Source organism: Sphingobium scionense (assembly GCF_014197035.1).
GTDB lineage: Bacteria > Pseudomonadota > Alphaproteobacteria > Sphingomonadales > Sphingomonadaceae > Sphingobium > Sphingobium scionense.
Map to the genome: position 1 here is coordinate 154,050 of NZ_JACIEU010000012.1, position 25,011 is coordinate 179,060.

26 protein-coding genes are annotated in these 25,011 nt (G+C 63.8%); 14 read left to right on the plus strand and 12 right to left on the minus strand.

What is annotated here, in order from left to right; genetic code table 11:
* Window positions 1–53 precede the first annotated feature (53 nt).
* The 7 genes from GGQ90_RS15720 to mscL form a co-directional block, all read right to left on the minus strand.
* Window positions 54–923 (minus strand): CheR family methyltransferase, encoded by an 870-nt coding sequence (locus GGQ90_RS15720; protein ID WP_188083019.1) that lies wholly within the window; start codon window positions 921–923, stop codon window positions 54–56.
* Entirely contained in the window at window positions 923–2,008 is a 1,086-nt protein-coding gene (locus GGQ90_RS15725) for a chemotaxis protein CheB (RefSeq protein ID WP_188083020.1), read from the minus strand. Before GGQ90_RS15725 ends, GGQ90_RS15720 begins: the two co-directional genes overlap by 1 nt.
* A 64-nt stretch (window positions 2,009–2,072) precedes the next feature.
* Window positions 2,073–2,438: a response regulator gene (locus GGQ90_RS15730; protein ID WP_188083021.1), complete on the minus strand. Its 366-nt coding sequence runs from the start codon at window positions 2,436–2,438 to the stop codon at window positions 2,073–2,075.
* An 84-nt stretch (window positions 2,439–2,522) separates the two neighbouring features.
* Window positions 2,523–2,960 (minus strand): chemotaxis protein CheW, encoded by a 438-nt coding sequence (locus GGQ90_RS15735; protein ID WP_188083022.1) that lies wholly within the window; start codon window positions 2,958–2,960, stop codon window positions 2,523–2,525.
* Window positions 2,961–2,971: 11 nt separating this feature from the next.
* The gene (locus GGQ90_RS15740) at window positions 2,972–5,341 is read right to left on the minus strand and encodes a chemotaxis protein CheA (RefSeq protein WP_188083023.1); all 2,370 of its coding nucleotides are present in this window, start codon (window positions 5,339–5,341) and stop codon (window positions 2,972–2,974) included.
* A 138-nt stretch (window positions 5,342–5,479) separates the two neighbouring features.
* Window positions 5,480–5,752, minus strand: coding sequence for a hypothetical protein (locus GGQ90_RS15745; protein ID WP_188083024.1), 273 nt, complete (start codon window positions 5,750–5,752; stop codon window positions 5,480–5,482).
* Window positions 5,753–5,895: 143 nt separating this feature from the next.
* A complete protein-coding gene (gene mscL / locus GGQ90_RS15750; RefSeq protein WP_188083025.1) occupies window positions 5,896–6,330 on the minus strand; it encodes a large conductance mechanosensitive channel protein MscL in 435 nt (144 codons plus the stop codon).
* Between the two features lie 101 nt (window positions 6,331–6,431).
* Between mscL and GGQ90_RS15755 the strand changes: the two genes are divergently transcribed.
* From GGQ90_RS15755 to GGQ90_RS15770, 4 genes are read left to right on the plus strand one after another with little or no spacing between them, the layout of a single operon-like run.
* Window positions 6,432–7,034, plus strand: coding sequence for a LemA family protein (locus GGQ90_RS15755; protein ID WP_188083026.1), 603 nt, complete (start codon window positions 6,432–6,434; stop codon window positions 7,032–7,034).
* Between the two features lie 10 nt (window positions 7,035–7,044).
* Window positions 7,045–7,845: a TPM domain-containing protein gene (locus GGQ90_RS15760; protein ID WP_188083027.1), complete on the plus strand. Its 801-nt coding sequence runs from the start codon at window positions 7,045–7,047 to the stop codon at window positions 7,843–7,845.
* Window positions 7,846–7,895: 50 nt separating this feature from the next.
* Window positions 7,896–8,522: a TPM domain-containing protein gene (locus GGQ90_RS15765; protein ID WP_188083051.1), complete on the plus strand. Its 627-nt coding sequence runs from the start codon at window positions 7,896–7,898 to the stop codon at window positions 8,520–8,522.
* Window positions 8,519–9,061 carry an NUDIX hydrolase gene (locus GGQ90_RS15770; protein WP_188083028.1) on the plus strand — a complete coding sequence of 181 codons (543 nt, stop codon included), beginning with the start codon at window positions 8,519–8,521 and terminating at the stop codon, window positions 9,059–9,061. The genes GGQ90_RS15765 and GGQ90_RS15770 overlap by 4 nt, the downstream gene beginning before the upstream one ends.
* Before the next feature lie 111 nt (window positions 9,062–9,172).
* On the opposite strand, the gene GGQ90_RS15775 is transcribed toward GGQ90_RS15770, so the two are convergent.
* Window positions 9,173–9,631, minus strand: a complete 459-nt coding sequence (locus GGQ90_RS15775; RefSeq protein WP_188083029.1) for a DUF6456 domain-containing protein — start codon at window positions 9,629–9,631, stop codon at window positions 9,173–9,175.
* A 100-nt stretch (window positions 9,632–9,731) separates the two neighbouring features.
* On the opposite strand from GGQ90_RS15775, the gene GGQ90_RS15780 reads away from it, so the two are divergent.
* Window positions 9,732–10,295, plus strand: coding sequence for a helix-turn-helix domain-containing protein (locus tag GGQ90_RS15780; RefSeq protein WP_188083030.1), 564 nt, complete (start codon window positions 9,732–9,734; stop codon window positions 10,293–10,295).
* A 57-nt stretch (window positions 10,296–10,352) separates the two neighbouring features.
* Window positions 10,353–11,552, plus strand: coding sequence for a glycosyltransferase (locus GGQ90_RS15785; RefSeq protein WP_188083031.1), 1,200 nt, complete (start codon window positions 10,353–10,355; stop codon window positions 11,550–11,552).
* A gap of 96 nt (window positions 11,553–11,648) precedes the next feature.
* Here the strand turns inward: GGQ90_RS15785 and GGQ90_RS15790 are convergent, their stop codons facing one another.
* Window positions 11,649–12,434, minus strand: a complete 786-nt coding sequence (locus GGQ90_RS15790; RefSeq protein ID WP_246428264.1) for a spermidine synthase family protein — start codon at window positions 12,432–12,434, stop codon at window positions 11,649–11,651.
* A gap of 416 nt (window positions 12,435–12,850) precedes the next feature.
* Here GGQ90_RS15790 and GGQ90_RS15795 point away from each other — a divergent pair, with 416 nt between their 5' ends.
* On the plus strand, window positions 12,851–14,365 hold the full coding sequence (locus tag GGQ90_RS15795) for a M20/M25/M40 family metallo-hydrolase (RefSeq protein WP_188083053.1): 1,515 nt from the start codon (window positions 12,851–12,853) through the stop codon (window positions 14,363–14,365).
* Here GGQ90_RS15795 and GGQ90_RS15800 read toward each other — a convergent pair.
* Entirely contained in the window at window positions 14,362–15,996 is a 1,635-nt protein-coding gene (locus GGQ90_RS15800; protein ID WP_188083032.1) for a molybdopterin oxidoreductase family protein, read from the minus strand. The genes GGQ90_RS15795 and GGQ90_RS15800 overlap by 4 nt on opposite strands.
* A 143-nt stretch (window positions 15,997–16,139) precedes the next feature.
* Between GGQ90_RS15800 and modA the strand changes: the two genes are divergently transcribed.
* Window positions 16,140–16,925 carry a molybdate ABC transporter substrate-binding protein gene (gene modA / locus GGQ90_RS15805; protein WP_188083033.1) on the plus strand — a complete coding sequence of 262 codons (786 nt, stop codon included), beginning with the start codon at window positions 16,140–16,142 and terminating at the stop codon, window positions 16,923–16,925.
* A 19-nt stretch (window positions 16,926–16,944) separates the two neighbouring features.
* Here modA and GGQ90_RS15810 read toward each other — a convergent pair whose 3' ends face one another.
* Window positions 16,945–17,691: an HAD-IIB family hydrolase gene (locus GGQ90_RS15810; protein WP_188083034.1), complete on the minus strand. Its 747-nt coding sequence runs from the start codon at window positions 17,689–17,691 to the stop codon at window positions 16,945–16,947.
* Between the two features lie 137 nt (window positions 17,692–17,828).
* Here GGQ90_RS15810 and modB point away from each other — a divergent pair, with 137 nt between their 5' ends.
* The 6 genes from modB to GGQ90_RS15835 all read left to right on the plus strand — a co-directional run bounded on the left by modB (window position 17,829) and on the right by GGQ90_RS15835 (window position 23,579).
* Complete coding sequence (modB, locus tag GGQ90_RS15815) at window positions 17,829–18,536, plus strand: molybdate ABC transporter permease subunit (protein ID WP_188083054.1); 708 nt, start codon at window positions 17,829–17,831, stop codon at window positions 18,534–18,536.
* Window positions 18,520–19,137, plus strand: coding sequence for an ATP-binding cassette domain-containing protein (locus tag GGQ90_RS15820; protein WP_188083035.1), 618 nt, complete (start codon window positions 18,520–18,522; stop codon window positions 19,135–19,137). The genes modB and GGQ90_RS15820 overlap by 17 nt, the downstream gene beginning before the upstream one ends.
* Window positions 19,138–19,384: 247 nt before the next feature.
* Entirely contained in the window at window positions 19,385–19,855 is a 471-nt protein-coding gene (locus GGQ90_RS15825) for a hypothetical protein (RefSeq protein WP_223178276.1), read from the plus strand.
* Window positions 19,852–20,181 carry a hypothetical protein gene (locus tag GGQ90_RS29040; protein ID WP_223178277.1) on the plus strand — a complete coding sequence of 110 codons (330 nt, stop codon included), beginning with the start codon at window positions 19,852–19,854 and terminating at the stop codon, window positions 20,179–20,181. The genes GGQ90_RS15825 and GGQ90_RS29040 overlap by 4 nt, the downstream gene beginning before the upstream one ends.
* A gap of 20 nt (window positions 20,182–20,201) precedes the next feature.
* Window positions 20,202–21,272 carry a dTDP-glucose 4,6-dehydratase gene (gene rfbB, locus GGQ90_RS15830; RefSeq protein WP_188083037.1) on the plus strand — a complete coding sequence of 357 codons (1,071 nt, stop codon included), beginning with the start codon at window positions 20,202–20,204 and terminating at the stop codon, window positions 21,270–21,272.
* A gap of 60 nt (window positions 21,273–21,332) precedes the next feature.
* Window positions 21,333–23,579, plus strand: coding sequence for a glycosyltransferase (locus GGQ90_RS15835; RefSeq protein ID WP_188083038.1), 2,247 nt, complete (start codon window positions 21,333–21,335; stop codon window positions 23,577–23,579).
* 66 nt (window positions 23,580–23,645) lie between these two features.
* Here the strand turns inward: GGQ90_RS15835 and GGQ90_RS15840 are convergent.
* A partial coding sequence (locus tag GGQ90_RS15840) for a glycosyltransferase (RefSeq protein WP_188083039.1) occupies window positions 23,646–25,011 on the minus strand: 1,366 nt, incomplete at its 5' end.

Consider the following 25,011-nt stretch of genomic DNA (forward strand, 5'->3'; position numbering starts at 1 on the left):
ATCATGGCCGAGACCGGCGCGGCAATCAAGCGTGGTAAATGATCGGCGGACGATTAGCCCGCGCGCCGGGCCGAATTGCCGGCATCGGCCGATGGCCCCCGCCGCGCATAGCTGCCGCGAAATTCGGGATGCGGCACGAATTCCTCGCTCTGGCCGATCACCGCCTCGCCCGCGCCCAGAAGTAGCACCGACCGGTCATGGCTGTGCCGGGCCAGCAGGTCGAACACGCTCTGCCGCCGTTCGGGCGAGAAATAGAGCAGCACATTGCGGCACAGCAGCAGGTCATAGGCGCCGGTCGGCACGCGCGCGGCAAACAGATTATCCTGGCGGAAATCGATCATCCGCCGCAGCTCCGGGTTCGCGCGCCAATCGTCGCCGGCCGGCTCGAACCATTTGATCAGGTCGCCGATCGGCAGGCCACGCTGCACGTCCATCTGCGAAAAGACGCCGCTGCGCGCCTGGTCGATCGCCGCGCTGGAAATATCGGTCGCCAATATCTCGATCCGCCAGCCCGCCCAGCGCGCCGCCTCGTTGCAGAAACGGATCGCCAGCGAATAGGCTTCCTGCCCGGTCGAACAGCCCGCGCTCCAGATCCGCAGCACGCGGTCGCCCCGCTCATCCTGGATGCGCGGCAATATCTGCCGGTGGATGAGGTCGAAAATCTGCAGGTCGCGAAAGAAGCTGCTTTCGTTGTTCAGCAGCGCGTTCACCACATCCTCGTCCAGGCGTGAGTTCCGGCTGCGGAGCAGCTTGCCCGCCAGTTCGTCGATATCCTGCAAGCCATGGTCGCGCAGCACGGGCTTGAGCGCCGTCTCCATGCGCCAGGCCCGCCCCTCGGACAGAACCTGGCCGGTCCGCGCTTCCAGCAGACCTGTCAAAATCCGGGCAGCGCCCGATCCCATTCTGGAAGGGGGCAAGGCCATCAGTCGTTCATCTTTCCGCGTCGTGCGACAAAATCCATGATCGCATGGGGTTCCATCAGGGCACAGGTCAGCCCCGCCCCCGCGACCGATCCCGGCATTCCCCACACCACGCTGCTTGCTTCATCCTGGGCGACGATCCAGCCACCCGCCGCCACGATATCCCGTGCGCCCGCCGTGCCGTCGCGGCCCATGCCGGTCAGCACGATCCCCGCCGCGCCCGCGCCATAGACTTCGGCCATGGCGGCGAACATCGGGTCGACGCCCGGCAGATTGCCCGACGGCGTCCGCTCCGGGTCCAGCACCACGCTCACCCGGCCATGCAGCCCGCGCCGCAGCAGCAGATTGGCGTCGCCCGGCGCGACATAGACGGTGTCGGGCGCCAGCTGGTCGCCGGCCTCCGCCACCTTGACCCGCAGGCTGGTCATGCGTGCCAGTTGCTGCGCAAAATAGACGGTGAAGCTGACCGGCAGATGCTGGGTCAGCAGGATCGGCACGCCCAGCGGCGCGGTCAGGCCGCCAAACAACTGGCTAAGCGCATGGATGCCGCCGGTCGAGGCACCGATACCCAGACATGCCAGCGGTTCGATGCCTCGATCGACCGACAATGAAGGGGCCGGACGCTGGGGCATGGGCACCGGCGCATCGCCGCCAAACAACCGGCCGAGCCGATCAATCAATGCCTGAGGAAACTGTTCGCCAAAGCTGCCGCTGCCCGGTTTCGAAAGAATGTCGCTCGCGCCCAACGCCAGCGCCTCGATCGCTGCAGAGCTTCCCTCTTCGCAACGCCCGGACAGGATCGCCACCTTGCCCTGCGGATTGGACCGCAGGATCGCGGGCAATGCCGCAAGGCCGCTCTGCCCCGGCAGCTCGATGTCGAGCAGCACCAGGTCGACGCTATGCTCGGCCAGATAGCGCAGCGCATTTTCCGCGCTGTTGGTCTTGTGGACCACGCTAAAGGCCGGATCGGCGTTCAGGATGCGCTCGATCACCGTGCGCACCACCACCGAATCGTCCACCACCAGCGTGCGCACCGCGGCAGCGGTGTTACGGCTGAGGCTGACCATGGTCGGCACAAAGGCGGTCATTGACGGGCTTTCAGAACGAAGGGGCTGGGAAAGACGGCGATATCCTCGAAAGGAGGGACCGGGCCTAGATGACCCCGACGATCGCCAGCTTGCTTTCCAGCGTCTCGCGATCGAACGGCTTCATCACATATTCGTCGGCCCCGGCTTCCACCGCCGCCTTGATATGGCCGATGCCATTTTCCGTGGTGCAGAAGATGATCTTGGGCCGGGCCTCCATCTTGGTGGCCGACAGCGCCTGCAGAAATTCCATCCCGCTCATCACCGGCATGTTCCAGTCCAGCAGCACCACGTCGGGCAGGCTGGCCTCGCACTGGGTCAGGGCATCCTGCCCGTCCACCGCTTCGGTCACGGTCAGGTCCAGCGATTCCAATATGTGGCGTGCCACTTTGCGGATGACCTTGGAATCATCGACGACCAGGCAGTTCTTCATGAAGCGTCCCTTTGATTTTTACGTGCCGGGAGGAGAGGCGTAAACGCCAAAGGCGAGGAAATGGTAAACGACGCGGCCAAGCGATCAGGCCGCCTGCGCCTGCGCGCCGGCCTCGATGAAACCGGCCAGCGAAACGAGCAGATGGGGGATGCCCTCATGTTCCACGACGCCGCGCGCAAAGGGCATCCAGGCCGAATCGAGTTGCCCCCGCAGCGGCAGTTCCCCTTCGGGCACGCGGCAGATATCCGACACGCCATCGACCATCAGGCCATAGCTATGGCCGCTGATATTGGCGATGACGGCCAGGTCGCGCTGGTCGGCCGGCGTGGCATGACCGTGAATCAGCGCGGCGACGTCGATGATGGTCAGCACCCGGCTGCGCAGCGCGGACAGGCCCGCCACATGCGCGCCCATGCCCGGCACCGGGGATACATCGATCAGTTTGACAACCGCCTCGACCTCACTGGCATCGACCGCGATGCGGGCGCCCGCCAGCGTCGCCAACAGATAAAGTTGCTCCATCGCTCTTCCTCTTATCCGCGCGTGCCGGACAGCGCCGCCATCAGCGCATCCTGGTCATAGCGGTAGATGCTGGCATCCATTGGCCCGGTGCCCCGCGGCGTGGCGCGCAGATGCACCACCCGACAGCCCATGATCTCGGCCACCTGGCCGACATCACCCGCCGAATAGAGCACGATATCCTGCGCATCGACGGCGTCGCCCGGCAGGCCCAGCACCACTTCATGCCCCGCCTGGCGCAGCAACGGTGCCAATATCTCGCGGGTCCAGCCATCCTCCGCATCGGCCAGCAGGCAACGGCCCCGGCTGTGCGGCGCGATCGGCTCCTGCGGCAGCGCGGCGAACAGGGCGAAGGGGTTGATGACCTCCAGATGTTCGCCATCGACCACCGCGACACCGCTCAATACGCCGTGCATCGCCACCATGTCGGGCACCAGCGGCATCTGGACGATGTCCAACACCGCCGCGACCGGATAGCAGGCTTCCAGGCTGCCATCGCGCAGGCGCAGCGCGCAGACCTTGCCATCGTCAAAGCCATGCTGCCCGTTCACGACCGGCACCAGCCGCTCGTCCAGCCGGACGAACGCCTGACCGCCCGACCGGCCGAACAGCCCGGCATCGATATCCTCGACCCGCTCGATCAGCGAAAGGCGCAGCAGGCGCCGTTCGCCCGACAATTCCTCGAAACGCAGCGCCGCCACCATTTCGACGCCAGCCTCCTCGGCTGCAGCGTCCGCCACCGCGCCATGGGCGCGATCGTCGATCAGGTTCGGCAACCGCGCCGCATTGGCCAGGCCCGCCGCATCCAGCAGCAGCATCGGCTTGCCATTGTCGGGCAAGGTCATGCCGGCATAGACGCCGCTCGCCATCACCAGCGGCGATGCGGGACGGATCACCAGTTCCTCATGATTCTCCACGGCGGACACGCCCATGGCAAAGGGCACGCCGGTCGCCGATCGCACCACCATCACGGCGCGCGGCCCGACCTGCTGCGGCTTGTCCATGCCCAGCACATCTTCCAGGTCGATCATCGAATGGCGGAGCGACCGGATCGTCGCGATCTTGGCGCCACCGACATCGGCAATTTGCATCATCTCGTTATTGTCATGCAGTATCTCGACCACCGCCGCGCGCGGGATCGCGAAATGCAGCCCGCCGGCGCGCACGATCAGGCCCGGAATGATGGTCAGCGTCAGCGGCACGCGCAGCGTGATGCGCAGCCCTTGTCCCGGATGATTGTCGAGCGCGATGACGCCACCGATCCGTTCGATATTGGCGCGCACCACGTCCATGCCGACGCCACGGCCCGACACCGCCGTCACCTTGGCGGCCGTCGTCAGTCCCGGCTGAAAGATCAGGTCCAGCTTGTCCTGCTCGGTCATCCGCGCCGCCGCATCGGGCGTCAGCCGCCCGGAGGCGATCGCCTTTTCCACCAGCCGCGCGGTGTTGATGCCGGCGCCATCGTCGCCGATCTCGATCACGATCTGATTGCCCGACTGGCGCGCCTCCAGCCGCAGCCGACCGGCCTCCGGCTTGCCCGCCGCGCGCCGCCGCTCGGGTGTCTCGATGCCATGGTCGATGCTGTTGCGCACGATATGGGTGAGCGGGTCGACGACCATCTCCACCATCTCGCGGTCCATCTCGACGTCGCCACCCTCCAGCGTCAGGTCGATGCGCTTGTCGAGATCGCGGCTCAGGTCGCGCACCATGCGCGGCATCGCCGCGAACAGGCGCTCGACCCGCTGCATGCGGGTCTTGGAAATCACGTCGCGCATGTCCGCGACACAGGTGGACAGCCGCTCGAACGCGCTGTCCAGTTCGGGATCGGCGGACCGGTCGCGCAGCTTGCGCGACAATTCGTTGCGCGCCAGCACCATGTCCGACACGCCGTTCATCAACTGGTCGATCAGCGACAGCGGCAGGCGGATGGTGCGCAGCGCCTGGCCCTGGCGCACGGCCGCGACCGGGGCTGCCGGTTCTTCCGGCTCCGCTTCCGCCGCGGGCGCGGCCGGCGCCTCCACCTGCGTCAGCGCCCCGATCAGATATTCATCATTCTCGTTGGGCAGGGCCGCACCGCGCGCTACCGCCTCGGCCAGTTCGCCGATCCGGTCCATGATCGCCAGCACCGCGCTGACGGTCGCGGGATCGGGCTTGCGATTGCCGGCGCGAATCTCCGACAGCACATCTTCGGCCGCATGACTCAATTTCTCGAAGCGCGGCAGATTGAGGAAGCCGCAGCTCCCCTTGACCGTGTGAAAGAAGCGGAAAATGGCGTCCAGCCGCTGGCTGTCGGCCGGATTGGCCTCCCAGGCGACGACCTCGCCCGCCAGAGCCTCCAGCGTTTCCTGCGTTTCGGATATGAATTCCTGAAGTAACTCGTCCATTCCCACGACCTTTGGATGCGCGCGAGGGCACCATGGCCGGCCGTGGTTAAGGGGCCGTTAAAGGCGCGGACAGGCAAAGAAAAAGGGCGTCGCAAGCGCGACGCCCCCTTTTGGCCCGATAGTCGGTGCCGCAGCGGATCAGGGCTGCTTCTTCTCCACCGCATCGGCGGCCGCTTCGCCCGCTTCGCGGGTGGCGTCGGCCTTGTTCTCCAGCGCGTCGGCCGCGTTTTCGGCAGCGTTTTCGGCGTTACCCGACAGGTTGTCGGCCATCGCTTCCATGTTCGCGGCCTGGTTGTCGAGAGCGTCCGCCTGATTCTCGTAGGCATTCTCGACCTTGTTTTCCTGCTTGGAATCGCACGCGGCGAGCGAGACCATGCTGGCAAGGCCAAGGATTGCGACGAAGCTTTTCACAGCGTTTTCTCCTGTTGCGCCCCCTCAGGGCTGACATGTTCGACACGAGGTTCGGGATGATCGTCGCCATCCCGAACCCTGACGCCGATCAACCGGCCGCGTCCCCAATGGTTCCCGTCAGGGCCTCGATTCGTCGCAATCGCTTATTTTTTCAGCGAGTCGCGAATCTCGCGCAGCAGCACGATATCTTCCGGCGTGACAGCCGGTGCCGGCGCTTCCTCGGGCTTGGTCAGAACCTTGTTCACCAGCTTCACCAGCAGGAAGATGATGAAGGCCAGGATGATGAAATTGACCAGCACGGTCAGGAACTGGCCCCAGCCGAACATCGCGACGCCCGCCGCCTTCAGGTCGGCATAGCTGTTGGGATTGCCCTTGAACCCCTCGGGCAGGTCGCCCAGGCGCAGGAAGTAGCCCGAAAAATCCGCACCACCGAAAAGATAGCCGACCACTGGCATGATCAGATCATCGGTCAGCGACTTGGTGATGGTGGCAAAAGCGCCACCGATGATGACACCGACCGCAAGGTCCATGACATTGCCGCGATTGATGAAAGTCTTGAATTCCGAAATCAGCCCCATGACGAACCTCTTGTCCTGCCTTCGATAAACTCTGCATGGCCCGTTGCGCGCCATCCGACAACGCCCTATTTCCGTCAGCGAAACAGAGCCGAGGATGTTCCATGCTTTTCCCGCGTCGCCTCTCCCGCCTTTTGCTGCCGGTCATGGGCGCGCTCGCGCTGTCCGCCTGCGGCATCAACAGCGTCCCCTCTGCCGAGGAAAATGCCAAGGCCAAATGGGCCGACGTCCAGGCGCAATATCAGCGCCGCGCCAACCTGACCGGCAACCTCGTCGCCACGGTCAAGGCGGCTGGCAAGCAGGAACAGGCGACCCTGACCGCCGTGACGGAAGCGCGCGCCAAGGCGACCTCGATCCAGATCAATGCCACCGACCTGTCCGATCCGGCCAAGGTCGCGCAATATCAGGCCGCACAGGCGCAGCTCAGCCAGGGGCTTGGCCGCCTGCTCGCCTCGGTCGAGGCCTATCCCGACCTCAAGACCAACGAGAATTTCCTGCAACTCCAGTCGCAGCTGGAAGGCACGGAAAACCGCATCGCCGTCTCGATCCGCGACTATAATGAAGCGGTGCAGGCCTATAATACCCGCATCCGCACCTTCCCCGACGCGATCGGCGCGAAGCTGATCCACGGCGCCAAGCCGATGGCTCCGTTCCAGGCGGTCACGCCCGGCGCGGAAGAAGCGCCCAAGGTCGACTTCGGCAATTGAGCCGATAACGATGCTCAGGCGCCTGCTTCTGGTCCTTGCGCTGCTGGTCTTCATACCGGCGGCGCAGGCACAGACGTTCCCTAAACTGACCGGCCAGGTGGTCGATGCCGCCAACCTGCTCTCGCCGCAGCAGGAACAGGCGCTGACCGCCAAGCTCGCCGCGCTCGACAAGCAGAGCGGCCGGCAAGTGGTGGTCGCGACCGTCCCCGATCTCCAGGGCTATGAGATTGGCGACTATGCCTATCAGCTCGGCCGCAGCTGGGGCATCGGCAGCAAGGAGAAGGACGACGGCACGATCCTGCTGGTCGCCCCGAACGAGCGCAAGGTGTGGATCGCCACCGGCTATGGTGTCGAGGGCATCGTCACTGACGCGCTTGCCTCGCGCATCTATCGCACCGCCATCATCCCGCGCTTCAAGGCGGGCGACTTTCCCGGCGGCATCGATGCGGGCGTGAACGAACTCGCCACCCTGCTGACCCTGCCGCCCGAGGAGGCAAAGGCACGCGCCGCCGCGGCCGAGGCGGATGAGCGCAAGGGCGACAGCGGCGGCGGCGCCGTGATGCTGGTCTTCTGGGTCATCGTGATCGTCATCGTCGCCATCTCCATGTTCGCCAGCCGCGGCGGTCGCGGAAGGCGTTATAGGGGCGGCGCCGGCCCGGTCATCATCTGGGGCCCGTCCGACAGCGGCTGGGGCGGCGGCGGTGGTTCCGGCTGGGGCAGCGGCGGTGGTGGCTGGGGCGGCAGCGATGGCGGCGGCTTTTCCGGCGGCGGCGGCAGCTTTGGCGGCGGCGGTGCGGGAGGCAGCTGGTGAAGCCGGTACAGTTCAGCGAACGCGATCATGACCTTGTCTCGGCCGCCGTGATGGAGGCCGAAAAGCAGACATCGGGCGAGATCGTGCCGATCGTCGCGCGCCGGTCCGACGCCTATCATGATGTCGGCCTGCACTGGGCGATCGGCACCGTCTTCGTCGCCCTCGCCTTCTTCGCCGTCTTCCCGGACTATCTGCGCGACCTGGCCGGCCGGCTGATGGGCGATTGGGACCATCAGGTCGCCGACTGGAAGATGCTGACCATATTGCTCGGCGACCTCATCCTCGACTTCCTCGTGGTGCGCTATCTGCTCGCGATCATGCCGCTCCGCATGGCGCTCACCCCGCGCGCGACCAAGGCGCGCCGGGTCCGCCGCCGCGCCATATTGCTGTTCCGCGCCGCCGCCGAGGCCCGCACTGCCGGCCGCACCGGCGTGCTCATCTATCTCTCGCTCGACGAGCATCGCGCCGAAATCGTCGCCGACAAGGCGATCAACGATCGCGTCACGCCCGAAACCTGGGGCGAGGCGATGGCGCTGCTGATCGATGCGGTGCGCGACGACCGGCCGGGCGAAGGGCTTGCCCTTGCCATCGGCCGGGTCGGCGCGATCCTGGCGCCGCACTTCCCCCGCGCCGCCGACGACATCAACGAACTGCCGGACAGACTGATCGAATTATGAGCGACAATGACTGGAACGCGCCCGAGGAAATCATGTGGACCGGGCGCTTCATCACCGCGAAGAAGCGCGGCAAATGGGAATATGTCGGCCGCGCCCGCGGCATACGCGCCGCCGTCATCCTGGCGATCGACGAGGATGCGGACGGCCGCCATGTCCTGCTGGTCGACCAGTATCGCGTGCCGCTCGGCAAGCGCTGCATCGAACTGCCGGCCGGCCTGGTCGGCGATCATGACGCCGGCGAGGACGCCAGCCTCGCCGCCAGCCGCGAACTGGAGGAGGAGACCGGCTATCTTCCCGGCCGCCTCGAATCGCTCGGCGAATTTTTCAGCTCGCCCGGCATGGTCTCGGAAAGCTTCACCCTGTTCCGCGCCCATGATCTGGTAAAGACCGGCGAGGGCGGCGGCGGCGACAGCGAGGATATCCGCGTCCACCGCATCCCCCTCGCCACCCTGCCGGACCAGATCGCCGCCTGGCGCGAACAGGGCTTCGCCATGGACGTGAAACTGCTCCTGCTCCTCGGCGCGGGGTTCATGGCCTGAATGCAAACATACCGCGCCCCTCCCTTCCAGGGAGGGGTTGGGGTGGGTAGCGAGCGCAGCGAGCTTCTGCCCCATCGATGTGGACCGCCGCTTGCGCAGCATCCCCCCCCCTCACCCCACCCGATACCAGTCCGCCACCCGGTCGAGCGCCAGCCCCAGCACCAGCTTGCCGGCGCGGCTGGGCCAGCCCAGCGCCTTCTCCGCCGGCCCCAGCCCCTCGCCCGCGCACACCACTCGCCATAATATATCGGCCAGTCCCGGCCCCGCCGCCCGCACCGCGTCGTCGAACCGCTCGCGCGCCGAGAGCTGCGCGGCGCTCGGATCGGGCATCGCCGCCGCACCGCCCCGTCGCCGTTCCGCCGGCGCCCCGTCCCAGCGCATCGTCACCCGCGCGCCCAGTCCCGCCTGCTCCCAGTCGCGCCGCAGCCTCTCGCCCGCCGCAAGCTGCCGGTCGCTCACATGGCCCCGCGCATGCAGCCAGCCGAGCGGCGATTCCCCCAGATGCAGCTTCACCGCCTGCATCGTGCCGGCAGGGTCTTCGATCATCTGGTCGACAAAATGGGCGGCCATGGCGGCATCTCCTGACAGGATGGGAAAGGCCAGGGGCTTGCCATGACGGATAATCTGTAGGAAAGAGAAAACCAAATAGGTTATCAATCCGAGGACTGCCATGATCACCCGCATCCGCGAGGTCCGCAAGGCCAAGGGCCTGACGCTGGAACAGGTAGGCCTGCTCTGCGTGCCGCCCACCACCGCCCAGACGATCGGCCGGCTCGAAACCGGCACCCGCACCGTCTCGGTCAAATGGCTGAACCGCATCGCCGACGCGCTCGGCGTCACCAGCGCCGAACTGGTCGCCCTGCCCGGCCAGAGCGAAGTGCCGGTCGCCGCGCTGCTCGGGCCGGAGGGCGCGCGCGCGCCCGTCCGCGCCCTGTCCTTCCCGCCGCCCGTGCCCGCCGACGGCATGATCGGCATCCAGGTCAATGCCAGCATCGGCGACTATCGCAGCGGCGACGCCATCTGGTGCCGCCGCATCGCCCCGGCCGATTTCGCCAGCGCCTTGAACCGCGACGTCCTCTTCCCCCGCCCCGCCGGCCGCTACCTGTTCGGCCGTCTCATCGGGCGCGAGGGTGACCGGCTCCAGATCCTGCCACTCGGCCATGGCGCCCGGCAACAGGTGCTCACCGACCCGCCCTGGGGCGCAGTGGCAGTGCAACTCGTCCGACGGCTATAGCCAAGCGCCGCCGCCATGCCTAAGCCTCGCTTAACCGCCGTGCAGTAGGGAAGGCCCATGACACTCAACGTCCTCACGCTTTCCACGCTCTTCCCGGACATGAGCCGGCCCAATTTCGGCGTTTTCGTGGAGCGACAGGCGCGCGAACTGGCGAGCCGCCCCGACGTCAGCGTCACCGTCGTCGCCCCGATCGGCATGCCGCCCTGGCCGCTATCACGCGCCGGCCGCTACGCCCCGCTGCGCGCCCTGCCGGCCAAGGAGCGGTGGAAGGATCTGACCGTCTATCGGCCGACCTTCCCGATCATCCCGAAATTCGGTGGCCGCACCAATGTGCTCACCATGACCCGCGCCATCCTCCCACTGGTCAGGCGGCTGCACGCCCAGACCCCATTCGACGTGATCGACGCCAGCTTCTTCTTCCCCGACGGTCCAGTGGCCCAGCGCCTGTCCAAGGCGCTCGGCATCCCCTATTCGGTCAAGGCGCGCGGTGCCGATATCCATTATTGGGGCACGCAACGCGGCACCAAGAAGATGGTGAAGCGCGCGGCCGACGGCGCTGCCGGCCTGCTCGCCGTATCGGCCGCGATGCGCCGCTCCATGGGCCGGATGGGCATCGATGCCGACAAGATCCGGGTGCATTATACCGGCGTCGATCTCGACCGCTTCGAAATCGCCGACCGCGATCAGGCCAAAGCCGCACTCGGCTTCGAAGGCCCGCTCATCCTCTGCGTCGGCGCGCTCATTCCGCGCAAGGGCCAGGATATTCTGGTCCGCGCCCTGCCCCAATTGCCCGGCGCCACCCTGCTGCTCGCCGGCCAGGGCCAATATCGCCGGATGCTCGAAAATCTCGCGCAGGAACTGGGCGTCGAACGGCGCATCGGCTTTCTTGGCTCGGTGCCGCATGACCGCTTGCCGCGTCTCTATGCCGCCGCCGACGTGATGGCGCTGCCGTCCGAATCCGAAGGGCTCGCAAATGCCTGGGTGGAATCGCTCGCCTGCGGCACGCCCATTGTCATCACCGATGTCGGCGGTGCCCGCGAGTTGCTCGACCGCCCGGAAGCCGGCAAGATCGTCGAGCGCGAACCCGAAGCCCTGGGCGAAGCGATCGGCGACCTGCTCGCCGACCCGCCCGAGCGCGAAGCCGTCCGCGCCGCGGCCCTGCGCTTCACCTGGACCGCCAATGGCGACGCCCTGTTCGATCATCTGCAGGGAATCGCGCGGATGCACAAATCCACGTCAATCAACGGAAGCACTTAAATCCATCACAATAAACTGGATGATACGCCCATCAGATTTACGACCGAGCCGATGCAGCCGGATCGCGTTGGCACCAGGCCTACCGCAATCCTTCAATCATGCACTTTTGGCTGCGAACCATATATTATGCCAGCGCTCCGAACTGCCGACATAGGCCGGCAAGATGATCTCATCGACAGAAAAACCCGCCTGCTCCAGCCTTTCCGCGAAGAGGTCATCGCCATAGGATGACCAGATCGACAGCAGGCCCCCGGGTTTCAGCGCGGCATGGGCTGCGGCCAGACCGTTCGAAGAATAGAGCCTATCGTTCGCCACGGTGATAAAGCCATCCGGTCCGTTATCGACGTCCAGCAGGATTGCATCAAACCGTTCCCGCTTTTCGACAATCACATCATAGACATCCGCCATGCGCAGCTTCACCCGCGGATCCTTGAGACTTGCGCCAAACAGGTGAGACAAAGGGCCTTTTGCCCAGGTCAATATCTTGGGAACCAGCTCCGCAACGGTTACCGATGCCTCGGTGCTCCATGCCTTGAGCGCCGCATCCAGCGTAAACCCCATGCCAAGACCGCCGATCAGAATATGTCCATCCTGGCGCCTCAGACGTTCGCTTGTGAGCGTCGCCAGCGCCTTTTCGGATATATGATCCTGGCTGCCCATGAGTTCATCATCGCCGAACTGGATGGAAAACTCCTTGCCGCATCGCAGCAAATGGAGCTGCCCACCGCCGGGTATGTCTGCAATATCCACGGTGATTATAGGGGGCCGAACATCGGGTCCGATCTCGTCCAGCCGATCTTCAGTGGCCCGATGCGACACTTGGCATGGGACGACGCTTGCCCGATCCGATGATCGAGGACTGCGCGCTTCGATACGATTCATGCTTTTCCTGCCGCGCTCGTAAATCAATCGCGACGTAAACCAGGATGGCATCCATTACGCGGTGACGATCGACCATGCCCGGCGCCGGCAAGCATGGCAAGGGCGGCTCGGCTGAGCATGCCTCCCGACACTTTCCCGAAAATGTAATATGGCGTGCCACCTCTTTCCTTTTTCGCCTGTCCCACTGCCCCCGGTAGCGCTTCAGTGTTGCCTCATCATCGCTTAGCTATAGCCCCATAGGCGCGCGCCTCATCGCGGCGATTGCACCTGCTTCACGCAAATCCGTCCAAAAATGCCCGGCGCATGCCGCGCAACGCTATGAACGTCGCGCTGTCGCGTCGCGCCGATGCACCAGCCCCCTTTTCTTCCCGCCGCCGATCCGCAACCATGGCCGCTTCACAGGGGAGATACTCATGATGGAACAGGCGGATCGACGGACCATGTTGAAGGGCGCGGCGATGGGGGCGGCGCTGCTGGCGCCGGGTGCGGGGTTGGCCGCCGCCGGCGGCGACCGGGCGAAGCTCGACCGGGCGATCGCCGCCAATCATGACGCCGCCGTCGCCCGGCTGCGCGACTGGATCGCCCTACCCTCGATCGCGGCCGAGGACCGCGACATGGAAAAGGGCTGCGCCCATATGATGATGCTGGCCAAGGAGGCCGGCTTCCAGAAGGTGGAGCGGGTGCCGACCGACGGCGCGCCCGGCGTCTTTGCCACCATGGACAACCGCGCCAGGCGCACGCTCGGCCTCTATTTCATGTATGACGTCAAGCAATATGACCCGGCCGAATGGAGTTCGCCCCCGCTCGAAGGGCGGATCGTCGACAGGCCGGGGCTGGGCAAGGTGATGGTCGGTCGCGGCGCCACCAACCAGAAGGGGCCGGAAAGCGCGATGCTCGCCGCGCTCCACGCCTTCCGCACCGCCGGCATCAGGCCGCCGGTCAACCTGGTGCTGGTGGCGGAGGGCGAGGAGGAGATCGGATCGCCCCATTTCGCCCAGATCGTCCGCCGCCCCGATGTGCTGGCCGCGCTCAAGCCGTGCAGCGGCGTAATCATCCCCGCCTCCTGGCAAAGCCCGGTCGATGGCGGCGTGGCGATCAATCTGGGTGCCAAGGGCGTGGTCGAACTGGAACTGGTCGCGTCGGGCGAGGCCTGGGGCCGGGGTCCGGCCAAGAACATCCATTCCAGCTACAAGGCGATCGTCGACAGCCCCGCCTGGCGCCTGGTCGAGGCGCTGGGTACGCTCGTCACGCCTGACGGCAACACGCCCGCGATCGATGGCTGGTTCGACAAGGTGAGGCCGCTTACGCCCCGTGAAAAGGCGCTGATCGCCGGGAGCGCGGCCAAGCGTTCTTCCGCCGACGAGCTGAAGCAGCTCGGCGTCAAGCAATGGGTCGGCGAGACCGGCTGGCAGGAGACGCTGGAGCGGCTGGCGGCGATGCCGACCGTCAATATCGAGGGGCTGGTGTCGGGCTATACCGGGCCGGGCGGCAAGACCATCCTGCCCGGCCGCGCCGTGGCCAAGCTCGACCTGCGGCTGGTGCCGAACCAGACGATGGAGGATTGCGTTGCCAAGCTGAAGGCGCATCTCGCCAAGCGCGGCTATGGCGACATCGCGGTCAATGTCTCGGGCGGCTATGACCCGACCGAGACAGCGGAGGACAGCCCGCTCATCAAGGCGGAACGCGCCACCTATGAACGCGCCGGGGTAAAAACCAGCGTCTATCCGCGCCTCGCCGGGTCATGGCCCGGCTATGTCTTCACCTCCGCCCCGGTGTCGCTGCCCGCCGGCCAGTTTGGCCTGGGCCATGGATCAGGCGCCCATGCGCCGGACGAATATCTGCTGATCGACAGCAGCAATCCCAAGGTGATGGGCTATGACGGCGCCACCGCCGGCTTCGTCGATTTTCTCTACCAGATGGCCATGGTTTAGAGCGGCAGCAGGCGGGCCTTGCCGTCCGGCGTCGGGAACCGCCCCTCGTCGAACGGCAGCTCGCCCCAGCGCCAGGGGGTCAGTTCCTCATAGGCGGGGTTGGAAATCGGGGCATGGCGGCGCAGGTTGAGCAGCCGCGCGCCGTCATTGCCATAGGCGGTCAGCCGCACATGCTCGCGATAGATTTCCGCCGCCCATTCATAATGAAATGCCGCCTGCCAGCCCATGGCGCGCGCGACCCGGGTGACGATCCACCAGTCTGGCTTGGCGCCGCCGGGCAGCGGGAACAGCCGGCGCTGGCGGCTGATCAGCCGGTCCGCCCCGGTCAGCGTGCCGTCCTTCTCGACCCAACTCGCCGATGGCAGCACGATGCCGCGCCCGTCCCGCTCGGCATCGGCCCAGGGCGTGGAACGGATCGCCAGCGGCGCCGCGTCCAGCGCGTCACGCAGCCAGGCCGGATCAATGCCGTCGCCGCCAATGCTCCACAGCGCGCGGATGCGCCCGTCCCGCACCGCTTCGGCCAGTTCCGCGCCGTCCAGCCCCGGCCCGGTCGCCATCGCCTGCGCCGACCAGAAACGGGCTATTTCGGCCATCGCCTCCGCCGTGAAGCCGCGATGCGCCGCCAGCCCCGTCGCATTGCAGCCGACCTCGCGCCCGCCCATGCCATTGGCTGCGGCCGTCATGGCAAAGGGCGCTGCCCCCGGCCTGCCGATCCGTCCCGTCGCCAGATGGAAATCGATCACCGCCCGCGCCAGCCCCTCGTCCGCGCCGCCAAACAGCGTCACGATCCGCGGCACGGCCGCGATCCGGTCATAAAGCGCGCGCAGTTCCACCGGCGACAGACCGCAACTGCGCGCCACCGACCAGAGGTCATGGCGGGTCCGCAGTTGCGCCCAGAAATCGTCGGGCACGCTGACACTGCGCGCCAGATAGTCGCCATCGGTCGCGCCGACATCATGGCAATGGCGCAGCAACCCGGCGATCCAGGACGCCATGCCGTCGCGCGGCAGGTCGATGCGGAGGTCCGCCTCGATGCTCGTCCCCTCGCCCGGCGCCGCCAGCAGCAGCAGTTCAACGCCCTGCTCGGCCCGCGCCGCCGCGATCCGCGCATTCAGCACCGGATGATCCTGCGCCAGATCTGCGCCGATCATCAGGATCAGTTCGGCCCGCTCGATATCCTCATAGGCGGCGGGCATCACATCCTCGCCATAGGCCGCGCGCTGCGCCAGCGCCGCGCCGTCATTCGCCGCCCAGCCCGCATCGACATGAGCCGAACCGATGAAGCCCTTCATCAGCTTGTTGGCGACGTAATAATCCTCGGTCAGAAGACCGCCGCCGACATGCAGCGCCACGCTGTCCGCGCCATGCTGGGCGACCACTGCCGACAGCCGCCGCGCGACCTGCGCGATCGCCTTCTCCCAGCGTTGCGGCCGACCGTCGATCATCGGCTGGAGCAATCGTCCGTCCAGCCCGACCTCTTCCGCAATCTCCAGCCCGCGCCCGCACAGCCGCCCGGCATTGGCCGGATGCATCCGGTCGCCTTCGACCATCAGGTCGCGATCCTCGCCGGTGATGGCGCGCAGGCCACAGCCGACGCCGCACCGGCCGCAAAGCGTGCGTATCACTGCCATGTCAAAGGGCTGCGCGGGTCCGGCCGGAACGGACGAAGGAAAGAAGTATCGGCGTCACCAGAGTCTGCTTAGCGGATCGAACGCAGCGACAAAAGCATGTGCCGACAATTGCATGGCCGCGGCGCCGGGCGCACAAGGCGGCCATGCGCTTCCTTCATCCGATTCCGCTCCTGCTGCGCGCGCTCGCGCTCCTGTCCCTTTTGCTGTCACCATCCTGGGCAGCTGCGCAGGACAAGCGCGGGCCACTGGTGCTTGCCGCCGCCAGCCTGCAGGAATCGATGAATGCCGCCGCCGATGCCTGGGCGCGGCAGGGCCGTGCCCGCCCGGTCCTGTCCTTCGCCGCCTCCTCGGCACTGGCCCGGCAGGTCAAGGCCGGCGCCCCCGCCGACCTGTTCGCCTCCGCCGACGAGGATTGGATGGACGATATCCAGAAGGCCGGCTTCGTCGCGCGCGGCAGCCGCACCGACATGGCCGGCAACCGGCTGGTGCTGGTCGCCCCGGCCGGCAAGCCGGTACGGCTGCGCATCGGCCGCAACATGCCGCTGGCCGCAGCGCTGAACGGCGGCCGCCTGGCCATGGCCGATCCCGACGCCGTGCCGGCGGGCAAATATGGCAAGGCGGCGCTCACCGCGCTCAACGTCTGGCCCTCGGTCGCGGACAAGGTCGCGCGCGGCGACAGCGTGCGCGCCGCCCTCGCCCTGGTCGAGCGCGGTGCCACCCCGTTCGGCATCGTCTATGCGACCGATGCCCGCGCCTCGAAATCGGTGCAGACGGTCGGGACTTTCCCGACCGGCAGCCATCCGCCGATCCGCTATCCGGTGGCGCGGCTGACCGCCAGTCGCCACCGCGACGCGGAAGGCTTCCGCCGTTTCCTGCTGTCGGCGCAGGGCCGGGCGATCCTTGGCCGTTACGGCTTCAGCGCGCCCTGATCCCTGTCAATATCGCTGTCTATTTCTGGCAGGCGACGATCGCGTCGATCACCGACAGCGTTTCCTGCGGATCGCGCACGCGCACCGTGTCGAGCCCCAGTTCCTTAGCCGGATAGTCGTTGCCACCCGGGAAGATGGCGTCGCCGATGAACATCATCGCGTCGAGCGCGATGCCGCTCGCATCGCGCAGCTTCTTGAGGCCATAGGCCTTGTCCACGCCCTCGCGCGTGATGTCGATCGACGTCGCGCCGCCCATGTTGATCGACAGGCCCGGCAGGCGCTGGCGCAGGTCGGCCTGGATGATCTTGCGCTTGGCGAAATCCGGATCCCAGCCTTCCTTGGCGTGGATCGGCGCCTGCTGGCCCAGCGCGGAGAAGGTGATCTGGCTGCCGCGATCCTCGATCCGCTCGCCCCAGGTCTGCTCGGGCACAAAGCCGGTCGCTTCCAGCGCCGCGTCGAACGCTGCCAGGATCGCCGCCTTCTGCGCCGCATCGAACAGTTCGGCATAGACCGGGGTCCAGGCGCCCTGCTGATGGGTGTAAAGCTTGGTGCCGGTCGTGGGCATCAGCCACAGCCGCGACAGGTCCGCGTCAGCCGGCAGCCGGCTCGCCACCTGCTTGTCGAACTGCGGCCAGTCTCCACCGGAGATGACCGCCACATGCGCGACGGTCAGCAAGCGCCTCAGGGCTTCGCCCATCGCTTCCCCCAGCGGCTGTTTGCTTTCCGCCAGAGTGCCATCAAGATCAAATGCGATAAGCTGTTTCATGCCAATGCCCCTTCGCGCCTCAGCTAAACGCTGGACGGGAGGAGGGCAATGGGCGAAACGACTTGCCGACATGGTTGGCTCATTTATGACGGATGCCGCATGATTATGCCTCTGACACAACAGTCCATCCAGCCATGATGACCAGCCTCTCGCCGGAAGAATGGATGATCATCAGCCTCTCGCTGCGCATCAGCATCGTGGCCGTTCTGGCCGTCTTGCCCGCTGCCTTTGCGCTCGCTTGGATTTTGGCCCGCTGGCAATTCCCGGGCAAACTGCTGCTGGATGCGGCCGTTCACCTGCCGCTGGTCGTGCCCCCGGTGGTGACCGGGTGGGCTCTCCTGCTACTCTTCGCCAAAAATGGCCCGATCGGCAGTTGGCTCTTCGACTGGTTCGGCATCAGCCTGCTGTTCCGCTGGACCGGCGCGGCGCTGGCTGCGGCAATAATGGCTCTGCCACTGATGGTACGTGCGCTGCGCCTGTCTATCGAGGCGATCGACAGACGATTAGAACAGGCCGCCCTGACGCTGGGCGCCAGCCCGGCCCGAACGTTTTTGACGATATCCCTGCCGCTGGCCTTCCCGGGCTTAGTAGCAGGCATGATATTGGGCTTTGCCCGCTGCATGGGCGAATTTGGCGCGACCATTAGCTTTGTATCGAATATCCCGGGTGAAACACAGACCATCCCGATCGCCATCTATGCCGCCATGCAATCTCCGGGCAGCGAGATGCTGGTCGCCCGGCTGGCATTGATTTCCATCCTCCTCTCGCTCGGGGCTCTCATCGCGGCCGAATTTTTGAACCGCAAAATTACCGGACGAAAGCTGGACGATGGCACTCGACATTGATGTCAGCCGTCGTGTCGGCCCTCGGGATATTGCCGTGCGCATCCAAAGCGTGGCGGGAATCACCGCGCTGTTCGGCCCATCGGGTGTAGGCAAGACGACGGTCCTGAACATGATCGCAGGCCTCATCCGCCCCGATCGTGGCCATATCCAGGTGGGAGACACCATATTGTTCGATCGAGAACAGAGCATCGACCTGCCACCGCACCGTCGCGATTGCGGCTATGTGTTTCAGGATAACAGGCTATTCCCTCATCTTCGGGTCCGCGCCAATCTTCTCTATGGGCGACGCGGCCCCATTGCGATCAACTTGAATGCAATCATCGACCTGCTGGGGATCGGATGCTTGCTTGATCGCTGGCCCGCCACATTGTCTGGCGGCGAGGCCCAGCGGGTCGCCATCGGTCGGACGCTGCTGTCCAATCCCCGACTGTTGCTGCTTGATGAACCGCTGTCCTCGCTCGATGGCTCGCGAAAGGCGGAGTTGCTCGCACTCATCCTCGAAATTTACCGACAAACCGCGATCCCGATCCTCTATGTCAGTCATGACGAACGGGAACTCTCGGCGTTGAACGCACATATCATCGCGCTTGCCGGTCACTAATGACAGGCAGCAAGCCGGCAGCGCGCCAGAAAAGGATCGACACGCTGGCCGCGCCCCGCCATTTTGCCCCCGCACGGCAAGATAGGGGCGAATTCTGAGCGATAGGGATGGACGAACGGCTCTTGCGTTAACGGCGGAACAGCAACATCTGCACCGCCTGGAGGCGATGCTGTCGGATAATGCTCGGGCGCTCGCACGCCTGCAATATCTGATCGAACATATGGCGATGGGCCCCCACCTGCCCGACATGGCGGAAGCGCAGGCGTGGTCGTCTGCGGGCTATCCGATCATCTCGCGGGGGCAGACGGTGCTTTTCGGCGAGGCGCATGACAGCCTTCCTTATCTGGCTGGTGGCTGGTGGATTCCCGAAGCATGGGGCATTTGGGGCATTGCCAGCCCCCAGACCATCAGGTTCGCGCTGGGCGCCGATTATCGCGGGGGCTATGTCAACGTCCGTGTCACAATGCAGGGTTATGCACCGGCCGATATGGACCGCCCCCATGTCGATATATGCGCCAACGGTTTTTTCCTGGGCACTTACGCCCTGAGGGGTTCGCCCCAGCCCATCAGGGTGCGCCTGCCCCCGACATGCATCGGCGATGGGAATATTCTGCTGCATATGTCTTTGCACCACACCTATTCACCAGCGTCTGTCGGGGACGGCCATGACGGACGGCAATTGGGTGTGGGCCTGGTCGCCCTCGCCGTCGACGGATGAATCTGGCGATCCACCGCAGTACGACTCCACGTCTTGATTTTGGTCACATCCCGCATTTCCAGACCGGCTGTCATCATGCCAGCATCATATTCCACACAATATCCGGATTGTTCGAAAGGGAGAGGAAAAATAGCAAGCTTAACGTGAGGTCAGGTCGGCAGGTGCGGCGCTTGATATTCATCTTATCTATTTTGCATCTTACGATGAAATGGGTTGCGTTCTGGCTGTCCAATTCCGTGAAATTCATGCACTGCTTGGCACAGGGCGGGAATCGCGAAACATCAAAAGCACAAACACCAGCCTGGCCGGGCTGCGCTGGCGTGTGACAAAGGGGATCGAATAACGCATGGCGAATCTGATCGTTACGGGTGGGGCAGGTTTCATTGGCGCGAATTTCGTGCGCCATTGGCGCAAGATATCGCCAAATGATGGCATCGTCGTTCTCGACGCGCTCACCTATGCCGGCAACCCGGCCAACATCGCCGATGTCTCGAATATAACCCTCGTCGAAGGCGATATTTGCGATACTGCGCTGGTGTCTCAGCTTCTCGCCGATCACGCGATCGACACGATCGTGCACTTCGCGGCAGAAAGCCATGTCGACCGCTCGATCACCGGCCCCGATGCCTTCGTCACGACCAATGTCGTGGGAACCCACAGTCTGCTCAAGGCCGCCAAGACTGCTTGGCTGGACAAGGGCACGGGCATGCCACACCGCTTCCATCACGTCTCCACGGACGAAGTTTATGGAACATTGGAAGCCGATGATCCGGCATTTAGCGAAACGACGCCCTATGCGCCCAATTCGCCCTATTCAGCGTCCAAAGCGGGATCGGATCACCTTGTCCGGGCCTATCAGCATACCTATGGGCTGGAAACCACCACCAGTAATTGTTCCAATAATTACGGGCCGTATCAGTTTCCGGAAAAGCTCATTCCGCTATTCACGCTCAATGCGCTTTCGGGCAGGAAGCTACCTATTTACGGTGACGGCATGAATGTGCGCGACTGGCTGCACGTCGAGGATCACTGTGTCGGCATCGAACGCATTCTGCGCGATGGCCGCGTGGGTGAGACCTACAATGTCGGCGGCGGCCAGGAACTGCCGAATATCGAAGTCATCCGCGAGATTTGTCGCGGCGTTGACGCCGCCTTTGCCCAGAATCCCGGCTTGGCAGACCGCTTCCCTGATGCGCCGGCGGCTCAGGGGCGATCCAGCGAAGAACTGATGACCTATGTCGAAGATCGCAAGGGTCATGACCGCCGTTACGCCATCGACGAAACCAAGATCCGCGGCGAACTGGGCTATGCGCCCGCACGCAATTTCCCGCAGGGTTTCGCAGAGACCTTGCACTGGTATCTGAACAACGAGAATTGGTGGCAGCCTCTAATCGAGCGAGCGAATATCAACAGATAATTCCCGCTCCATCCAAATACATTTTCCCTACAATAACGCAAAAGTGCGCAAGGATTTCGTATGAAGCTCGACCTCATCATACCGGTGTATCGGAACGTAAAACTTGTCGAAGCGTGCATCACCTCGCTTGTTAAACATATTGATGAGGTCGCTGCCTATGAGCCGCGGATCATCGTGATCAATGATTCTCCGGACGATCTCGACGTAAATGCTTACCTCGCCAAGGTTAAGGCTGAGGGGCTTATTCAAGAGTTGGTTCGCAACCCCAAGAACCTCGGCTTCGTCAAGAGCGTCAACAAGGGGCTGACCCTCTCGAAGAAGCGGCAGGCTGCCGCCATCCTCGTGAATAGCGACACGCTGACCTATCAGAACACGCTGGCCGAAATGATGGCGGTACTGGAAACCGACCCACAGATCGGCTTCGTATGTCCCCGCTCCAACAACGCCTCGATCTCGACCTTCCCGCAAGCGCCGCACAATATGTCGGGCATCGCGATCACGCCGGAGGTTTGCTACAAGGCTTGGAAATCCGTTCACCATCACTTGGAGCGCTACACCTGGGCGCCGACAGCGGTCGGTTTCTACATGTTGATCGCCCCTGATGTGGTGCTCAACTTTGGCACCCTCGATGAAGAGTTCGGCCTCGGCTACGAGGAAGAAAATGACATGGTCATGCGCGCTGGCAAGGTTGGCTACCGTGCCGTCATGGCCAATCATGCCTTCGCCTACCACGCCGGCTCAGCCTCCTTCATGCTGCATGACATGGACCTTAAGGGGCAGCAGCAGGGCAATCTGCAGAAAATGAGCGCGCGGCATCCGGAGTTTTTGCCGCTTGTATGGGCTTTTGAAGGATCGGCCGAATATCGCGCCGAACTGAAGATCAGGCAGCTCGTCCCGACCGTAGATGGCAAGCTGAAGATCGCCCTTAATCTGCTCACCTTCGGCAAGCATCATAATGGTACCAGCGAGCACATGATGCATTTCGTGCGCTGGTGCGACAAGGCGGCGCCGGACAATTTTGAAATCTATGCGATCTGCGAGCCCTCGGTCGCCAAGTTCCACGGAATCGACGAGCTCAAGCGGATCAAGGTCCGCAAGGAGTTTGAACCGCATTACGCCATTTCGATTTTCCCGGGTCAGCCGTTCGACCTGCACATCGTCAACGTGATGGAGCACCTCGCACCGATCAACATCTACGGCATGCTGGACGTCATTGCCCTCGATTGCAGCCATCTGCGCGCCAGCAATGATCTCCAGACGCTCTGGAGCTATATTGCCAAGCACGCGAACGGCCTGTTCTTCAACAGCGAATTTTCGGAACTGACCTTCCGCAATCGCTTCGAACGCGAATTCAACACATCGATCTACACCAAGCTACTCCCCACCCAGGTCTCAGCCTATGTGCCCCGCTTCGGCGATGTCGAAAAAGGTCGTGAGCATGTCCTCGTGATGGGCAATCACTTCCCTCACAAGGCATCCGAACCGGTCGGCGCAGTCATTGCCAAAGAAATGCCCAGCCTGTCGGTGGTTACGTTGGGCGGCAGCACGTCCACGTCCCGCAATGCCCGCATCATGCAGTCCGGCGTCATTCCCGAAGACGAGATGAACGACCTGTTTGCCCGCGCCAGTGTAGTCGTCCTCCCTTCCTATTATGAAGGCTTCGGCCTCTCATTGCTCAATGCGCTTGCCCTGGGCAAACCGATTGTGGCGCGCGATATCCCGCCAACTCGGGAAATCCTGTCGACCTACAAGGATGTCAAGGGCGTATTCCTGTTCAGGGACAACAGGGAAATTCCTACACTCATCAAGGAAGCTATCAGCGCCGAAACGTCGAGCGTCGTGGAAAAGGACAGCATCGATTGGGATCAATGGTCGAAAGGCCTGTTTGATTTCTGCGCCAATCTGGTCAATCAAACCGATATCCATAGACGGATCGTCGAACGAACCCTGGATGGTGACATCCTGCGCCGCTTTGCACAGATGCGCCAGCAGGATAGCCAACCTAACCCGATGGCGAATACCTTCATTGCGCCGACCGAAGTGCATATCGATCATCTTCTATCGCTCGAGCATGAGCCATTCGTTCGTGGATTCTATGAGCAATTGCTGGGCAGGCGGGTCGATCCGGCTGGGCTGGAGCATCATCTCGCCTTGCTCAACGGGGGAACAAGCAAGGCCGAAATTCTCCATTCCATTCTGGAATCTGAGGAATTTCTGGAAAATCGAACCAGTGTTTCTGTTGTCGGTCGCCAACTTCTGCGTAAACAGCGGCGCTCTTGGTTCTCGAAACTGACCAAAGCGGATTGAAAGAAAAGGCCGGCACTCGATAGCAGTTGCCGGCCTTCCCTTTTCCTCGGGTCGCAGAGCGCGTGGTTAAGGTACCCCGATGCCTCTTGCCTGCGTTTGTGCGCCAGCGCTCGCCTCCCGCAGGTAAGTTAGCGCGGGTTGCGAGAAACCTGCCCGCACCAGCGCATCATAATTGGGATAAAGAGCCGTCAATCGCGCAAGACCAGCGGCAAGGAGTTGTTCCTTTTCCCCTTTGAAACTCGCATTTCTTACATGGTAGACGAATGACCACGGCGAAATCAGGTGTTGCCAGCCCTCATCCATAGCCCGCATGCAGAATTCATTTTCCTCGCCATAGCCACGCGGAAAGCGATCGACATCAAATAATCCGACTGCATCAATCATGGCCCGACGCATGAATAGACAGAAGCCAGATCCGGTCGGAACGGCCGGTGCAGGACATTGATAGGTCGCCTGTACCATCAACAAAGCATATTGTTCATGGCTGAGATGGTCCGGCCTTTCGTTCTTCTGGCCGGCAATCGGGAAAGAAAAGGCACCCGCATTGTCACTCATCGCCGTAACCGTGCCCACCATTGGGCGGCTATAGGCGCTTGCGCGCAAGCCCTCCAGCCAACGCGGCGTCACAATCGTATCGCTGTTCAGCAGAATGACATCACGCCCCGCAGCCAACTTAATGCCCAGGTTGACCGTGCGCGTATATCCCTGATTATGGGATGCCCTGAATATGCGTAGCCCGGGCCTCGCTTCATAAGCATTGAGCAGTTCACCAATGGCGGGATCTGAACTCGCATCATCAATGATCATCACTTCGGTATCACGCAAGTCCGTATGGTGCAGCACCGACGCGATGCAGGCCCGCACTTCCTCCACCGCATCATGGACAGGAATGATGATCGTCGTGGGTGGCGCCGCCCCTATGAGCCGGGCCGCGGTCGCTTCATTATGTAAAGGCCTCTCGCCATATATGGGTTGACCGGTGATGCGCTCATAGCCTTCCGCCATGCGATCACGCAGAACTTGCTGGGAAAAATGCCCGGCAACAAACTCACGCCCCCGCTGGCCCATCGAGATGATCTTCTCTTCATGGGCACAAAGATCAAGCACCGCCTTCAATACACCATCGATATCAAAGAACGGCACCAGATAGCCGCTCTCACCATCCTGCACCAATTCAGGCAGTGCGCCCCAGCGATAGGCGATCACAGGGCGGGCGGATGCCATGGCCTCCGCTACGGTACGCCCGAAGGATTCCGCAAAGGTAGATAGATTGAGCAGGACGTTGATTTCCTGCATCGCAGCGCGAGCATTCTCCTTATAGCCGACAAACACCAGATTGTCCGCCGTCAGCACCAATGGCACAGATTTGAGGTTGTGATTTAAGGAGGATCTGGGCTTCGTCGTAGTGACGAAGGAACGAAGATGAAGCCCA

What these genes read in the sequence shown, in the direction of transcription:
- GGQ90_RS15800 (WP_188083032.1), bottom strand. Translation starts at nt 15,996, where the DNA reads ATGGCAGTGATACGCACGCTTTGCGGCCGGTGCGGCGTCGGCTGTGGC.
- GGQ90_RS15795 (WP_188083053.1), top strand. Translation starts at nt 12,851, where the DNA reads ATGGAACAGGCGGATCGACGGACCATGTTGAAGGGCGCGGCGATGGGG.
- GGQ90_RS29040 (WP_223178277.1), top strand. Translation starts at nt 19,852, where the DNA reads ATGAATCTGGCGATCCACCGCAGTACGACTCCACGTCTTGATTTTGGT.
- GGQ90_RS15785 (WP_188083031.1), top strand. Translation starts at nt 10,353, where the DNA reads ATGACACTCAACGTCCTCACGCTTTCCACGCTCTTCCCGGACATGAGC.
- GGQ90_RS15755 (WP_188083026.1), top strand. Translation starts at nt 6,432, where the DNA reads ATGCTTTTCCCGCGTCGCCTCTCCCGCCTTTTGCTGCCGGTCATGGGC.
- rfbB (WP_188083037.1), top strand. Translation starts at nt 20,202, where the DNA reads ATGGCGAATCTGATCGTTACGGGTGGGGCAGGTTTCATTGGCGCGAAT.
- modB (WP_188083054.1), top strand. Translation starts at nt 17,829, where the DNA reads ATGACCAGCCTCTCGCCGGAAGAATGGATGATCATCAGCCTCTCGCTG.
- GGQ90_RS15775 (WP_188083029.1), bottom strand. Translation starts at nt 9,631, where the DNA reads ATGGCCGCCCATTTTGTCGACCAGATGATCGAAGACCCTGCCGGCACG.
- GGQ90_RS15760 (WP_188083027.1), top strand. Translation starts at nt 7,045, where the DNA reads ATGCTCAGGCGCCTGCTTCTGGTCCTTGCGCTGCTGGTCTTCATACCG.
- GGQ90_RS15740 (WP_188083023.1), bottom strand. Translation starts at nt 5,341, where the DNA reads ATGGACGAGTTACTTCAGGAATTCATATCCGAAACGCAGGAAACGCTG.
- GGQ90_RS15810 (WP_188083034.1), bottom strand. Translation starts at nt 17,691, where the DNA reads ATGAAACAGCTTATCGCATTTGATCTTGATGGCACTCTGGCGGAAAGC.
- GGQ90_RS15725 (WP_188083020.1), bottom strand. Translation starts at nt 2,008, where the DNA reads ATGACCGCCTTTGTGCCGACCATGGTCAGCCTCAGCCGTAACACCGCT.
- GGQ90_RS15835 (WP_188083038.1), top strand. Translation starts at nt 21,333, where the DNA reads ATGAAGCTCGACCTCATCATACCGGTGTATCGGAACGTAAAACTTGTC.
- GGQ90_RS15765 (WP_188083051.1), top strand. Translation starts at nt 7,896, where the DNA reads ATGGAGGCCGAAAAGCAGACATCGGGCGAGATCGTGCCGATCGTCGCG.
- GGQ90_RS15735 (WP_188083022.1), bottom strand. Translation starts at nt 2,960, where the DNA reads ATGGAGCAACTTTATCTGTTGGCGACGCTGGCGGGCGCCCGCATCGCG.
- GGQ90_RS15770 (WP_188083028.1), top strand. Translation starts at nt 8,519, where the DNA reads ATGAGCGACAATGACTGGAACGCGCCCGAGGAAATCATGTGGACCGGG.
- modA (WP_188083033.1), top strand. Translation starts at nt 16,140, where the DNA reads ATGCGCTTCCTTCATCCGATTCCGCTCCTGCTGCGCGCGCTCGCGCTC.
- GGQ90_RS15820 (WP_188083035.1), top strand. Translation starts at nt 18,520, where the DNA reads ATGGCACTCGACATTGATGTCAGCCGTCGTGTCGGCCCTCGGGATATT.
- mscL (WP_188083025.1), bottom strand. Translation starts at nt 6,330, where the DNA reads ATGGGGCTGATTTCGGAATTCAAGACTTTCATCAATCGCGGCAATGTC.
- GGQ90_RS15780 (WP_188083030.1), top strand. Translation starts at nt 9,732, where the DNA reads ATGATCACCCGCATCCGCGAGGTCCGCAAGGCCAAGGGCCTGACGCTG.
- GGQ90_RS15730 (WP_188083021.1), bottom strand. Translation starts at nt 2,438, where the DNA reads ATGAAGAACTGCCTGGTCGTCGATGATTCCAAGGTCATCCGCAAAGTG.
- GGQ90_RS15790 (WP_246428264.1), bottom strand. Translation starts at nt 12,434, where the DNA reads ATGAATCGTATCGAAGCGCGCAGTCCTCGATCATCGGATCGGGCAAGC.
- GGQ90_RS15825 (WP_223178276.1), top strand. Translation starts at nt 19,385, where the DNA reads ATGGCGGAAGCGCAGGCGTGGTCGTCTGCGGGCTATCCGATCATCTCG.
- GGQ90_RS15720 (WP_188083019.1), bottom strand. Translation starts at nt 923, where the DNA reads ATGGCCTTGCCCCCTTCCAGAATGGGATCGGGCGCTGCCCGGATTTTG.